This is a genomic window from Mesorhizobium sp. G2-6-1 (assembly GCF_055809095.1).
The window spans coordinates 941,044-953,663 of the sequence record NZ_CM147896.1 but is presented as its reverse complement, the minus strand read 5'-3'; the positions used below and the strand labels follow the sequence as shown (position 1 = coordinate 953,663).

Below are 12,620 nucleotides of genomic sequence, written 5' to 3'. Positions count from 1 at the left end.
AGGAGTAATTTCACACAAGGCAAACGTGTTGGGAGACAATCATGAGCGTGGCTGAGCTTGCAGACAAAGCAGTAGCGCCGAAACGTGAGCGCGGTGGCGGACGCCAGGCGCGCCGTGAATTGCGTTCGCACGGCTCCGAAGGCTTGGGCCGCCCCTATATCATACGCAACATTCCCACCTATGACGTCTTGTCCGAGGAAAATCTTCTCCGCATCGAGGCAACTGCGGACCGCATTCTTGCCGAGGTCGGCATCGAGTTTCGCGATGATCCGGAAACGATGGCACACTGGAAGCGCGCGGGCGCGCAGATCGACGGCGCGCTGGTCAAATTCGAGCCGGGGATGCTGCGTGAAATCCTGAAAACGGCTCCTGTTGAATTTACCCAGCATGCACGCAACCCTGCCAACTCGGTGGTGATCGGCGGCAAGAATGTCGTGTTCTCGCCAGCTTACGGTTCGCCCTTCGTCATGGATATGGACAAGGGCCGCCGCTATGGCACGATTGAGGATTTTCGCAATTTCGTGAAGCTGGCGCAGGCATCGCCCTGGCTGCACCATTCCGGCGGAACGATTTGTGAACCGGTCGATGTTGCGGTCAACAAACGTCACCTCGATATGGTCTATAGCCATATCAAATATTCCGACCGCGCTTTCATGGGCTCGGTCACGGCGGAAAGTCGCGCCGAAGATCTCGATCGACATGACGCGTCTCGTTTTCGGTGAAAAATTCGTTGATGAGAATTGCGTGATACTTGGCAATGTCAACGTCAACTCGCCGCTGGTCTGGGACAGTTCCATGACAACAGCTTTGCGGGCTTATGCGCGCGCCAATCAGGCGGCGGTCGTCGTACCGTTCATTCTTGGCGGTGCCATGGGGCCGGTGACCAATGCCGGCGCAATCGCACAATCGCTGGCCGAAACCATGGCTGGATGCGCGCTCACCCAGTTGGAGCGCCCCGGCGCGCCGGTGATCTTCGGAAACTTCCTGTCCTCAATGTCGCTGCGCTCTGGTTCGCCGACATTCGGCACGCCCGAGCCGGCCATCGGCTCGATGGTCATCGGGCAATTGGCGCGGCGCTTGAAATTGCCGCTGCGTTGTTCCGGCAATTTCACCACGTCCAAACTGCCGGATGCGCAAGCCATGAACGAGGGCACCATGTCGATGCTCGCGGCAGCACAATGCGGTGCGAATTTCATACTGCATTCGGCCGGTTTCCTCGATGGACTGCTTTCCATGTCCTATGAGAAATTCGTGATGGATACGGACTTTTGCGGGGCCTTGCATACTTATCTCGACGGTATCAAGATCGACGACAACCAGCTTGCCATGGATGCGTTTCAGGAAGTGGGGCCGGGCAGCCATTTCTTTGGCAGCGCCCACACGCTGGCGAATTATGAGACAGCGTTTTGGGACTCCGATATCGCTGACAACGAGCCATTCGAAAAATGGGAGGCTGCCGGGTCCGAAGATGCTGCCATCCGCGCCAATCGGCGCTGGAAGAAAGTGCTTGCCGACTATGAAGCGCCGCCGTTGGATGTAGCCATCGACGACGCGCTGAAAGATTATATCGGCCGCAAGAAGGCCGGGGTGCAGGACGCCTGGTATTGAACGAAGGTCTGCGAATGTCGGTTACGTCTTCTGGTGATCCACTGCTCTGGCCCTATCAGCTCAAGCATCTGACGCTCAAAAACCGGGTCATGTCGACGAGCCACGAGCCGGCCTATTCGGAAGACGGCATGCCCAAGGAGCGCTACCGGCTCTATCACGCGGAAAAGGCCAGGGGCGGTATGGCGCTGACCATGACGGCGGGCTCGGCGATTGTCAGCCGCGATAGCCCTGCCGCTTTTGGCAATCTCCATGCCTATGACGACAGGATCGTTCCGTGGCTTTCCGAAGTTGCCGATGCGTGCCATGAGCACGACTGCAAGGTGATGATCCAGCTCACCCATCTTGGCCGGCGCACGGGATGGAACAAGGCCGATTGGCTTCCCGTATTATCGGCCTCGCCAGTGCGCGAGGCGGCCCACCGTGCCTTTCCCAAAACGATAGAGGATTGGGATATCCAGCGCATTGTCAGCGACTATGCCTCGGCTGCCCAGCGCTGTCAGGCGGCGGGCCTCGATGGCATCGAGTTTGAGGCATATGGCCATCTGATGGATGGGTTCTGGTCGCCCGCCACCAATCATCGCGACGATGAATTTGGCGGCTCCCTCGACAATCGGTTGCGCTTCACCTGGATGGTGCTTGATGCGGTGCGTGCCGCCGTTGGAGAGAAGTTCGTTGTCGGTATTCGTCTTGTCGCCGACGAGGATTTTGCGGCAGGTCTGTCAAAGGCGGAAGGCATCGATATTGCGCGCCGTCTGACCGCTTCGGGCAAGATTGATTTCCTCAACATCATTCGCGGGTCGATTGAGACGGATGCCGCATTGACCAAGGTCATTCCGGTGGCAGGCATGCGCTCGGCACCGCATCTCGATTTTGCCGGTGAGATCAGGGCGGCAACGAAATTTCCGACCTTCCACGCCGCGCGTATTTCCGACGTTGCCACGGCGCGCCACGCCATCTCATCGGGCAAGCTCGACATGGTCGGCATGACCCGTGCGCATATCGCTGACCCGCACATCGTCAAGAAGGTCATGGAAGGGCGTGAACACGAGATCAGGCCGTGTGTTGGCGCTACCTATTGCCTTGACCGCATCTATGAAGGCGGCGAAGCTCTGTGCATCCACAATGCCGCGACGGGGCGCGAGGCGGAAATTCCGCATGTGATTGGCAAGACCAATGGCCAGCGCCGGAAGGTCGTCGTCGTCGGTGCCGGTCCTGCGGGGTTGGAGGCGGCGCGAGTGTCGGCTGAACGCGGGCATGAAGTGACGGTTCTTGAAGCGGCCAGCCATGCCGGGGGCCAGATCCGGTTGGCAACGCAAAACCCGCGCCGCAAGGAATTGATCGGCATTGTCGACTGGCGATTGGCTGAACTTGAGCGGCTCGGTGTCGAGACGCGCTACGACATCTGGGCGGAACGTGAAGATGTCACGGCGCTACAGCCAGACATCGTGGTGATTGCGACGGGAGGCTTGCCGCAGAACCCGCCACTTGAAGCGGGTAGCGAACTTGTGACTTCGAGTTGGGATATCATTGCCGGTAGCACGAAGCCTGCCGACAATGTCTTGTTATATGATGACAACGGCGGTCATCAGGGCATGAGCGCGGCCGAGCTGATCGCCAATGCCGGATCGCATCTGGAACTGGTGTCGCCCGAACGCTTCTTTGCACCTGAAATGGGCGGCATGAACCATGTGCCCTATATGCGCACATTCCAGGAAAAAGGCGTGACCATCACCATCAACACACGCCTTCATTCGGTGAGGCGCGAAGGCAACCAGCTTGTCGCTGAACTTGCCTCCGATTTTTCCGAAGGCTGGCGCGGTGAACGGCGCGTCGATCAGGTGGTGGTCGAACATGGGACGCTTCCGCTTGATGAGCTTTATCTGGCGCTAAAGCCGTTATCGAAAAACCTCGGCGCAATAGATTACGAGCGATTGGTTGGCGGCGGTGAAATCTTTCCGACCAGCAATCCACAGGGCGGTTTCGTTCTTTGTCGCATTGGCGACGCGGTCGCCTCGCGCAACATCCACGCCGCGATTTATGACGCCATCAGGTTTGCAATGAGGGTCTGAGAGGTTCCGCGACATACAACGGTTCGCAGCACATTTTCACAAAATTGCTCTATAGAACGACTTTATCACCGCCTGCCTGCTCGGCATCTTCCTGATCATGCGTTACCAGAAAGACAGGAAGCGCGCGCGAGCGTGCCATTGTAAAGACGACGTCGCGAACCTGGCTGCGTAAATCCCTGTCCAGTTTTGAAAACGGTTCGTCGAGCAAAAGCGCGGACGGGTCCGACAATAATGTGCGCATCAATGCAATGCGCGCCCGCTGACCTCCGGAAAGGGTGGCTGTGTCACGCTCGCCATAGCCGGCAAGGCCAACCTCGGCCAAGGCTTCCTCGATGCGGGCCTTCCGGTCTGGCAAATCTCTTGCGAGACCGAATGCAAGATTGCCCGCCACCGACAAATGCGGGAATAAAAGATCGTCTTGAAACATCAGGCCAAGCCTGCGCCGGTGAGGTGCCAGTGCAGTGATGTCCTTGCCGTTCAGGCAGACCCGTCCACGCTTGTTGAACGCGGGATCGAGAAAGCCCGCGATGAAGGCCAGCAAGGACGATTTTCCAGACCCCGATGGTCCCATCACGGTCAACACGCTTCCGGCTTGCACATGCGCGGAAATGTCCACCAGTCTGCGCCCTGCAATGGAGATGCAGACCTCTTCCAGCAGCAGGCCCTGCATCTGATGGTTCTGAAGCGGAATAGCGGTCATCGTCTTGTAGCCAAGCCCCGGCGGTTTCGCCAGATCAGTGCTGGTATTGCAACCGACAGCGCAAACACAACCAGCGGCAGCAAGGTTTGAAGGATGGCGAAAACGCCGATTATCCGGCGGTCGCCGCCCGATGCCAGAGCCACGGCTTCCGTTGTGATGGTCGTCAACCGCCCCGCGCCGATGATGACGGTTGGCAGATACTGCGCAACCGATACGGCAAATCCGATTGCAGCTGCTGCGAGCAACGGCCCCAGCATCATCGGCATGCGAACCGTCCAGAATATACGGCGCGGCGAAGCGCCGAGGCTGGCCGCCGCGAAGCCCATTTTCTGGTTCCATGCATGCCACGGCGCCACAAGCGACAGATAGACGAACGGCAATACGAATACGACATGGGAAAGCAGTACAGAAGCGAAGGTCAACCCAAGGCCAAGTTGCAAGAAAAGATATTTTAGGCCGAACATGAACGACACCTGCGGAACCAGCATCGGCGCATAGAGAATGCCGGCAACGACATTGTCCTGATAGCGACCATTGCGTTTTCCAGCCTCAAGGATGGCGACGACCAAGACCAGACTGATGGCGACAGCGGCGAGAGCCAGCAGAACCGTCGTCCAAAGAAGTCCTCCGGTGATCGGCCAGACATTTGTCCAGTGTGACAGGGTCACCGAGCGCGGTAACGCCTCTGGAAACCGCCATGGCCCTGCGAAGGAGGAAATGATCAAGCCTGCCTGGCCGATCACCACCGCAAGTGCCCCGGTCAGCATGATCGCAAGGGTGATAAGGCCGAGAAATCCGTCGGCGTGGCTGCGTCGGCCATCGACGGCGCGTTTGCGCGACCATTGCGAAAAAACCCACTCGCCAGCGCGCCAGATCATGAAGGCCGATAGCGTTGCAATGACTTGCAGCAAGGTACCGGCTGCTGCCTGGAAACGCGTGGCCAGATCGGGGTCGGTCATCAATTTGAGCAATTGAACCGCAAGCGGCGGCGGCGTCGTCGGACCGAGGATCAACGCGATATCGACGGTCGATGTCGCATAGGCAATGACCGCGTAGATGGGCAGGCGTATCTGCGCATAGACGACGGGTAGAACGGCCTTTATCCAGCCGGTGAAAGGACCGTATCCGAGACTGGTCGCAATTTCGGCCCTTCGTGTGGCGTCGGATTGCGGAAGTGCCGCAACAATGACCAGAAGCAGGAACGGAACCTCCTTCATGATCATGCCCGCGATCATGGAAATACCCAAGGGGTCCTGGAGGATGAGCAGATCGGGCGGAATGGTCAGCCCTGTCGCCCACGGCGAGATCAACCTGAGCAGCCATCCAGACGGCGCGATCAGGAATGCCAGACCGAAGGCGGTCGCCGCATGGGGTATCGACAAAAGTGGCGCAACCAGACGCAGCATCACCCGAAACGGGCGCGTTCCGCTCCATGCCGCTACGAAACAGATAGCCGCCATGAACGACAATGCCGAGGCGGCAAGACCGGTCCACAGGCTTAGAAAAATGAACGCCACAGCCCCGGCATGGCAAGCAGCGAGCGTATTGGATCGAGCGAAAACTGGTCGCCGCCCAGAACCGGAAAATAGCCGAGCGCAGGCAATAGCGTGCCGCCGACACCGGCAGCGACAATGATCGCAAAGGTGCCGACCACCAGTGGCGGTGCTGCCGCCGGAAGGCTGAACCCGGCTCTCATTTCGCTCCGTAGCGTCGCAGCCATTCCTGTTCGATGGATACCATCCATGTCGGATGAGGTTCCGGCAATGTCTTGCCCAGTTCATCCGGCCTCAAGGTGGCGATGCCCAGATCAAGGGCATCGAAGAGCGCCCGGTCATCCGGCTTGAGTGCCGCCAGATCAAGCACCGTCGGATCTCCCCACACGGAAGGGTCCTGCTTTTTGGCTTGTGCTTCCGGCGACATGAGGAAATCGGCAACGACATTGGCAGCGGCAAACGCGCTCGAATTGAAGGGGATTGCCACGAAATGCGTGTTGCCGATGGTTCCACCTTCAAAGACGAAGCTGCGCACCGTATCGGGAAGTTCACCCGATGCGATTGCATTTGAGGCGGCTGCCGGGTTGAAGGCGAAAGCAATGTCGATCTCGCCATCGGCCAGTAATTGGCGAAGCGCGGTTGAACTTTGCGGGAACGCCCGCGCCTGACGCCAAAGTGCAGGGTGCAGATCGTCGAGGAGCGCAAAGAGCGGCTCCATGATTTGAGCGGCATTTGTCTGTTCGACTGGTTTGGACAGAACCTCGCGCTCAGGCGTGAGGTCAAGCAGGCATTGCTTCAAAAATGTCGATCCGACGAAATCCGGCGGCTGGGGATAGGTAAAGCGCCCGGGATGTTTCTTGGCCCATTCGACCAATCCGCTCAGCGAGTGCGGCGGCTCTGTGAGTTCCGCACTGTCGTAGAAAAATACCAGTTGCGCCATTCCCCACGGCGCTTCAAGGCCGTCGGTTGGAATGGTAAAATCGTTGATGGTGGTGGGTTTTCCTGCCACATCGACATATTGGAAGTTTGGCAGCGCACTGACCCAATCGGACGATTGCAAAAGACCCTGCTGCTTCATCGATGCGAAGTTTTCGCCATTGATCCAGACGAGATCGACGGAGCCGCCTTCCATTTTGCCTGCCAGTTTTTCGGCAACGACCGTTTGAACGACCGTTCCCGTGTCTTCGACTTTCACATGCTTCACCACGATGCCGAAGCGTTCTTCCATCGTGCTTGATACCCACGCAATATAGGCATTGATGCGTGTGTCGCCTCCCCATGCGTGCCAATAGACGGTTTGCCCCTTGGCCTGGGACAGCATTTTTGACCATTGGCTGCCATCTGAGGCATGGGCCGGCCTTGACAGGGAAAAGGCCAGGCCGGCACCGCCCAGTGCAAGGAATTCGCGGCGCCCGATCAATGAGCCTTGTCCATTTGGTTTCGTCGTCATTTCATATCCCGTATCTGGTCAGTAATGCTTGAGTGCAGTTTCATGGTGAGGGGCGAAAGTCAGGGCAACCATTTTTGAATCAGGCCAACGAACCAGCGAACACGCGCTCCAAAAAGGCTTGGGGTGAAGTAGGAACCGGCCGCACGTTTTGAAATTTCTGAAAGCGTTGGATAGGGCAATACGGTGCCAGCGACCGCCGAAAGCGACAGTTTGCGCGAAATGACCAGACACCACAGGCCGATGAGTTCTCCCGCATGTGGGCCGACAATCGTTGCACCGAGCACTTTGCCGCGCCGACCCAACACCAGCTTGATGAAACCGCCGGTGGCGCGCTCCGTCTGCGCCCGGTCATTGCCCGAAAAGTGCTCGATCAGGGTTTGAACGGTGGTGTGGGACTTGCGCGCTTCCGCCTCAGTCAGCCCGACATGGGCGATCTCTGGGTCGAGATAGGTCACCCAGGGTAGGGCTTTATAATCGACCTTTGATGGCAGGCCAAACATGGCGTTTCGAATGACGATACCAGCGTGATAAGCCGCAATATGCGTGAACTGCGGCCCGCCAGCGACATCGCCAACGGCGAAAATCTTGTGGTTGGTGCTGCGCAGGCGCGCATCAACCTTGATGCCGCGCGCGTCGAACTCCACACCGGCTTCGGCAAGCCCCATGTCTTCGGTGTTCGGTTTGCGCCCGGCCGCGACCAGAAGATGGGTTCCGGTTACGGATTTGCGCTCATTCTGATGCGTGAATTCCACGATGGCGGACGTTTTGTCCTTGCGCACATCCTCGATGGCGGCTTCTTCGTGCAAGACGACACCGGCTAAATTGAGCGCGTTGCGCGCAATGACCGCCGCTTCCGGTTCATCGCGCGGTAAAATGGTGAAACGCTCGATCACTGTTACCGCCGCGCCCAGTTTGCGAAACGCCATTGCCAGTTCAAGCCCGATCGGGCCGCCACCGATGACGATCAGATGTTCGGGCAGTTTGGTCAGGTCGAATATGGTTTCGTTGGTAAGCGGCTTTGCCTCTGCCAGACCATTGACAGGCGGCAACGATGCGCGTGAGCCGGTTGCCACGACAAAGCGCCGCGCGCGGACACGGTGCGCGCCAGCTACAACTTCGTCGCGGCTGGCGAATTTGGCGCGCTCGCGCAACACACGAATGCCAAGGCTTTCAAAGCGTTCAACACTGTCATGCGGTGCGATGGCCGCAATGACGCCATGAACATGATCGTGAACATCCTTGAAATTGACCTTTGGCTTCGGAAAGCCAATGCCCATTGGTTTTCCATCCTGGCTCGCATGGGCAACCGAAGCGGCTGCAATGAGCGATTTGGAGGGCACGCAACCGGTGTTGAGACAGTCGCCGCCCATCTCGCCATACTCGATCAGCACGACCTTCGCGCCCATTTGGGCAGCACCCGCAGCGATGCTCAGTCCCCCGACCCACCGCCGATGACACAGATATCGCATTCGATTGCGTTTGAATCGTTCGCGCTCGTTTGTGTCATATCAGGGTTTTCTCTTCTGGCAGGAGCTTTTCAAGGAGATGTCATCCAATACACTAATTCGCCGGACCTGCGCTTTTTGTTGCGCGATAACGAGAATGTGAGCCACCATCGCTGGCGATTGGTGTTTGCTGGAAGGTGAAGGCAAGATAGCTGGAACCACTGCTGAGCCGATTGCGGCTTTCCCCCAGCCGCATATTTCGAGAACCACACATTTCAATTGAAAGGAAATTGGCTTGATCGACCGCCATCTCATTGGTCTCCAGAACCGAGTGCTTGCACCTGTGGCGAAGTTTCTCGGTGGCAAGGGGGTTGGTGCCGACCAGATCACGTTGGTTGGTTTCATTGTGGGGATGACAGCGCTTCCGCTGCTTGCCATGTCGGCCTTCATGCCAGCGCTGGTTTGTATTCTCGTCAATCGCATACTGGATGGTCTCGATGGAGCTGTGGCAAGGCATAACGGCCCAACAGATCGCGGTGCGTTTCTGGACATCGCGCTCGACTTCTTCTTTTATGGCGCGGTGCCGCTGGGCTTTGCCCTTGCCGACCCTGTCAGTAACGGGCTTGCGGCTACGACACTGCTGCTGTCATTCATCGGCACCGGCAGCAGTTTCCTCGCCTTTGCCGCCATCAGTCACAAGCGCGGCGTTGCGATCAAAGCCTATCCGGGCAAGGGAATTCAGTTTGTCGGCGGCCTGACCGAGGGCGCGGAAACGATCGGCGTTTTCGTCGCCATGTGCCTGTTTCCATCGGCGTTTGCTGCTCTTGCCTATATTTTCGCGGCGATGGCCGTAGTGACCACGGTGATCCGCTGGTGGTGGGGGTGGCGCGTTTTTGGTGAAGCCGTTGATAACGATGCTGGTTCACATGAGGAGACGGCGAAGCGGACCTGAAGTGTCGAGCATTCTGATCCGAGTGCGAGACGGTTCAAGCCTATCCGCGATTTCTGATCTTGTTGATGACAAGCGGTATAGCTGCAACCAGCGCCAGAGCGCCAAAGGCCAGCGTAATTTCCGGCGTCACCAAATCGCTGACCGATGCCTGCTGCCCTGCCGATTTGGCGGCAATCAGAACGCTATCCACGCCCTGACCGAGATAGGCATAGGCGAATGTTCCCGGCAGGATGCCGATGAAAGTTGCGGCAATGTAGTTGCGGGTGCTGACCTTGAACAAGGCGGGCGCAATGTTGACGATGAAGAACGGAAAGACCGGCGCAAGCCGCAGGATGAGCAGATAACCGAAGGCATTCTTCTCAAAACCGTCGGCAAAACGGGCCGCGACACCGCCGACCCGCTTGCGAAGAAAGTCACCAAAGGCCGTGCGTGCGGCGAGGAAGAGAGCGGTCGCGCCGACCGTTGCGCCGAGCGCTACCGTCATGCCGCCGATGAGCCAGCCAAACAGGAAGCCGGCGAAGATCGTCAAAATGGATGCCGCCGGAAACGCGAATGCAACCGCAAGTGCATAAATGACAAGAAAGCCCGACAAGGATGCGGCGTAATTGGTTTCAACGAACGCTTTCAGGTCGTCCCGGCTTTCGGCCAGAAAATCCAGCGTCAGATAGTGCTGCAACCCCGTCGCATAGCCAATGGCAAGACCGCTCAAAACGACAATGACAGGCAGGAAGCGCCACCGTGAGGATGTACCCGGGGCCGCTTCGCCCACGTCATTTGGCGGCGTTTTTTCGGCGTTCTCAGACATCATTGAGCGACCAATCATAGGCATATGATCCGATACGCGCCGTCTCGATTTGCGCAGCTAGTTTCGGAGTTGCAAATTGGGTCCAGTGCACCTTCAGCTTACCTTCTCCTCCGAAGTCGGCGGCGTACCAGTCGTAGATCTTGGAGGCGGTGATTTTTTTCGAGGAGATGTCGATCCCGCGCTTGTGATTGATGTAATCACCAGCGCCTTGCGAAAGCAAACTGCGAATGTTCTTGCCGGTATAGGCTGCTTTGGCAAGGTTGGGGCAGGAATAGGACGCGCAATTCAACCCGTAATGGCTGAGCGGATTGGCAAATAGCGGCCTGACGATACGGTTCTCAATATCGTCCAGCGACAATTCCATTCCCTTGACGCGCAGCAGTTTCTTCGACCAGGGGCCGCCACTGCCGAAGATACCGCCGCCGCCAAGCTTGATGTCTCTGATCGAGGAAACGGGATATCTTTCAAGAACGACAGCCAGCGTCTTGGCGTTGTAGAGATTTATCCAGAAGGCATGGGCTTCGTTTTGCGACAACGTTGTGGGATCAACACTTTCGAGCATTGCCACATAAGCATTGATGGCGCTTTCGCCTGACGCTTTGAACGCCCGGTAATCAACGCGGTTATATTTCTGGGCATCGCGCTTCACGAATTTCGCAAGGATTGCCGCAAAATTTTTGTGATCGACGCTCTTGCTGCCTCGCGGCGCAAGTGCTTTCAGCGGTGATGCCGCAATCGCGGGAAGCGCCCACACCACAGCCGATGCGCCAGCCATTCCCAGAATTTGACGTCGTGAAATTGCGGATGGGGTTTTCAAATGAACCTCGCATATCGACTGATAATTTGACCAGATCGTCACCCGGATCGTCACAGTAACGACGGATACGAGGCATTGAGAGAGCGCGAATTGCCTCGGGCGGCAACATCAAAACAGCAAAGTCACGTCGAGTTGACCGCATCTTTCTCGACAATCACCGAACTGTGAACCACTTGCACAGGACAATTACTGCCGCGTAGCAAACCATCCGGTGGTCAAGTGACGCTGCATGTGGTCATGATGTTTTCGACCGCCGGGATGAGTGGGAGACCCTGCAAAGAGCATAGGGTTTGATAATGGATGAGCGATGATTGACATTGTAACCTCGGAAGCAGGTGTGCGGCTTTTGATATTTCTGGCCGTCTTTCTCGCAATGGCTATTTTCGAACTATGGTCGCCTCGTCTGGAAAGACCGGAACTGACAGGTGCCATCAAGACGAAACGCTGGTTCACCAACTTATCGCTGGTGGTGATTTCATCTTTGACCTTGCGCGTCGTGTTTCCCGCTGCCGCGGTTGGCGCGGCATTTTTCGCCGAAAGCAGGGGATGGGGTCTTTTCACCCTGTTGAATGTCAGCCCCGTCATAGCCGGCGTCATATCGTTTCTGATTCTGGATTTTGCCGTCTGGCTTGAACATGTGGCGAGCCACAAGATTCCGATCCTGTGGCGTATTCATCGCGTCCATCATGCCGATACCGGCATTGATGTAACTACGGGCCTGCGGTTTCACCCGATCGAAATTCTCCTGTCGATGGCCTGGAAAATGGGCGTTGTCATCGCGTTGGGTGCGCCGGCATTGGCTGTCCTGCTGTTCGAAATCACGCTGAACGCGACGTCGATGTTCAATCATTCGAATGTCAGATTGCCATTGCGCGTGGACAGGATCGTGAGGCGATTGATCGTCACGCCCGACATGCACCGCGTACACCACTCATCCATCCATGCAGAGACAGACTCGAATTACGGCTTCAACCTTCCGATATGGGATCGGCTTTTTGGCACTTATATCGCCCAGCCGAAACTCGGGCATGAACAGATGGAAATAGGGTTGGCGCAATATCGTGACGACAAGCCCCGGCAACTGCTCTGGTCGCTTATCCTGCCCGGTCGCTAATGCATGTCGCCCAAAAGTGTGCAGCGGTTTTGGGGTAACGACATGCATGAAAACAAGGGCAAACAGCGCTCAGCATGAAACTCTCCAGGCGTGCGACCCAAGCATTTGGCCCAAGCACGTGGCCCAAGCGTGTGGCATTGCGCGGGTAAGCACCTGGCTGGGCGTAC

At 57.4% G+C, this 12,620-nt stretch carries 11 protein-coding genes and 1 pseudogene; 4 read left to right on the top strand and 8 right to left on the bottom strand.

The genetic code is table 11. From position 1 onward, the window contains the following. The first annotated feature begins 41 nt into the window (after window positions 1-41). Together AC0L7S_RS04550 and AC0L7S_RS04545 are read left to right on the top strand one after the other, a co-directional pair. Window positions 42-1,608, top strand: a pseudogene (locus tag AC0L7S_RS04550) (trimethylamine methyltransferase family protein). Between the two features lie 14 nt (window positions 1,609-1,622). After that, on the top strand, window positions 1,623-3,677 hold the full coding sequence (locus AC0L7S_RS04545) for an FAD-dependent oxidoreductase (RefSeq protein ID WP_473474179.1): 2,055 nt from the start codon (window positions 1,623-1,625) through the stop codon (window positions 3,675-3,677). A 49-nt stretch (window positions 3,678-3,726) separates the two neighbouring features. On the opposite strand, the gene AC0L7S_RS04540 is transcribed toward AC0L7S_RS04545, so the two are convergent. From AC0L7S_RS04540 to AC0L7S_RS04515, 6 genes are all read right to left on the bottom strand, one after another. Further along, a complete protein-coding gene (locus AC0L7S_RS04540) occupies window positions 3,727-4,377 on the bottom strand; it encodes an ATP-binding cassette domain-containing protein (RefSeq protein ID WP_473473273.1) in 651 nt (216 codons plus the stop codon). Next, a complete protein-coding gene (locus AC0L7S_RS04535) occupies window positions 4,374-5,894 on the bottom strand; it encodes an ABC transporter permease (protein WP_473473272.1) in 1,521 nt (506 codons plus the stop codon). Before AC0L7S_RS04535 ends, AC0L7S_RS04540 begins: the two co-directional genes overlap by 4 nt. Beyond that, on the bottom strand, window positions 5,876-6,073 hold the full coding sequence (locus tag AC0L7S_RS04530) for a hypothetical protein (protein ID WP_473473271.1): 198 nt from the start codon (window positions 6,071-6,073) through the stop codon (window positions 5,876-5,878). Before AC0L7S_RS04530 ends, AC0L7S_RS04535 begins: the two co-directional genes overlap by 19 nt. After that, window positions 6,070-7,287, bottom strand: a complete 1,218-nt coding sequence (locus AC0L7S_RS04525; RefSeq protein WP_473474178.1) for an ABC transporter substrate-binding protein — start codon at window positions 7,285-7,287, stop codon at window positions 6,070-6,072. Before AC0L7S_RS04525 ends, AC0L7S_RS04530 begins: the two co-directional genes overlap by 4 nt. A gap of 92 nt (window positions 7,288-7,379) precedes the next feature. Then, window positions 7,380-8,726 (bottom strand): dihydrolipoyl dehydrogenase family protein, encoded by a 1,347-nt coding sequence (locus tag AC0L7S_RS04520; RefSeq protein WP_473473270.1) that lies wholly within the window; start codon window positions 8,724-8,726, stop codon window positions 7,380-7,382. Between the two features lie 154 nt (window positions 8,727-8,880). Beyond that, window positions 8,881-9,075, bottom strand: a complete 195-nt coding sequence (locus tag AC0L7S_RS04515; protein WP_473473269.1) for a hypothetical protein — start codon at window positions 9,073-9,075, stop codon at window positions 8,881-8,883. Here AC0L7S_RS04515 and AC0L7S_RS04510 point away from each other — a divergent pair. After that, a complete protein-coding gene (locus AC0L7S_RS04510) occupies window positions 9,061-9,717 on the top strand; it encodes a CDP-alcohol phosphatidyltransferase family protein (RefSeq protein ID WP_473473268.1) in 657 nt (218 codons plus the stop codon). The two genes, AC0L7S_RS04515 and AC0L7S_RS04510, sit on opposite strands and share 15 nt — an antisense overlap. A gap of 40 nt (window positions 9,718-9,757) precedes the next feature. Here the strand turns inward: AC0L7S_RS04510 and AC0L7S_RS04505 are convergent, their stop codons facing one another. Both AC0L7S_RS04505 and AC0L7S_RS04500 read right to left on the bottom strand, forming a co-directional pair. Continuing rightward, complete coding sequence (locus AC0L7S_RS04505; RefSeq protein ID WP_473473267.1) at window positions 9,758-10,525, bottom strand: TVP38/TMEM64 family protein; 768 nt, start codon at window positions 10,523-10,525, stop codon at window positions 9,758-9,760. Then, window positions 10,515-11,339 (bottom strand): DUF547 domain-containing protein, encoded by an 825-nt coding sequence (locus AC0L7S_RS04500; RefSeq protein WP_473473266.1) that lies wholly within the window; start codon window positions 11,337-11,339, stop codon window positions 10,515-10,517. The genes AC0L7S_RS04505 and AC0L7S_RS04500 overlap by 11 nt, the downstream gene beginning before the upstream one ends. A gap of 307 nt (window positions 11,340-11,646) precedes the next feature. Here AC0L7S_RS04500 and AC0L7S_RS04495 point away from each other — a divergent pair, with 307 nt between their 5' ends. Then, window positions 11,647-12,453 carry a sterol desaturase family protein gene (locus AC0L7S_RS04495; protein WP_473473265.1) on the top strand — a complete coding sequence of 269 codons (807 nt, stop codon included), beginning with the start codon at window positions 11,647-11,649 and terminating at the stop codon, window positions 12,451-12,453. Window positions 12,454-12,620 lie beyond the last annotated feature (167 nt).

What these genes read in the sequence shown, in the direction of transcription:
- AC0L7S_RS04505 (WP_473473267.1), bottom strand. Translation starts at nt 10,525, where the DNA reads ATGATGTCTGAGAACGCCGAAAAAACGCCGCCAAATGACGTGGGCGAA.
- AC0L7S_RS04515 (WP_473473269.1), bottom strand. Translation starts at nt 9,075, where the DNA reads ATGGCGGTCGATCAAGCCAATTTCCTTTCAATTGAAATGTGTGGTTCT.
- AC0L7S_RS04530 (WP_473473271.1), bottom strand. Translation starts at nt 6,073, where the DNA reads ATGAGAGCCGGGTTCAGCCTTCCGGCGGCAGCACCGCCACTGGTGGTC.
- AC0L7S_RS04495 (WP_473473265.1), top strand. Translation starts at nt 11,647, where the DNA reads ATGATTGACATTGTAACCTCGGAAGCAGGTGTGCGGCTTTTGATATTT.
- AC0L7S_RS04540 (WP_473473273.1), bottom strand. Translation starts at nt 4,377, where the DNA reads ATGACCGCTATTCCGCTTCAGAACCATCAGATGCAGGGCCTGCTGCTG.
- AC0L7S_RS04520 (WP_473473270.1), bottom strand. Translation starts at nt 8,726, where the DNA reads ATGGGCGCGAAGGTCGTGCTGATCGAGTATGGCGAGATGGGCGGCGAC.
- AC0L7S_RS04545 (WP_473474179.1), top strand. Translation starts at nt 1,623, where the DNA reads ATGTCGGTTACGTCTTCTGGTGATCCACTGCTCTGGCCCTATCAGCTC.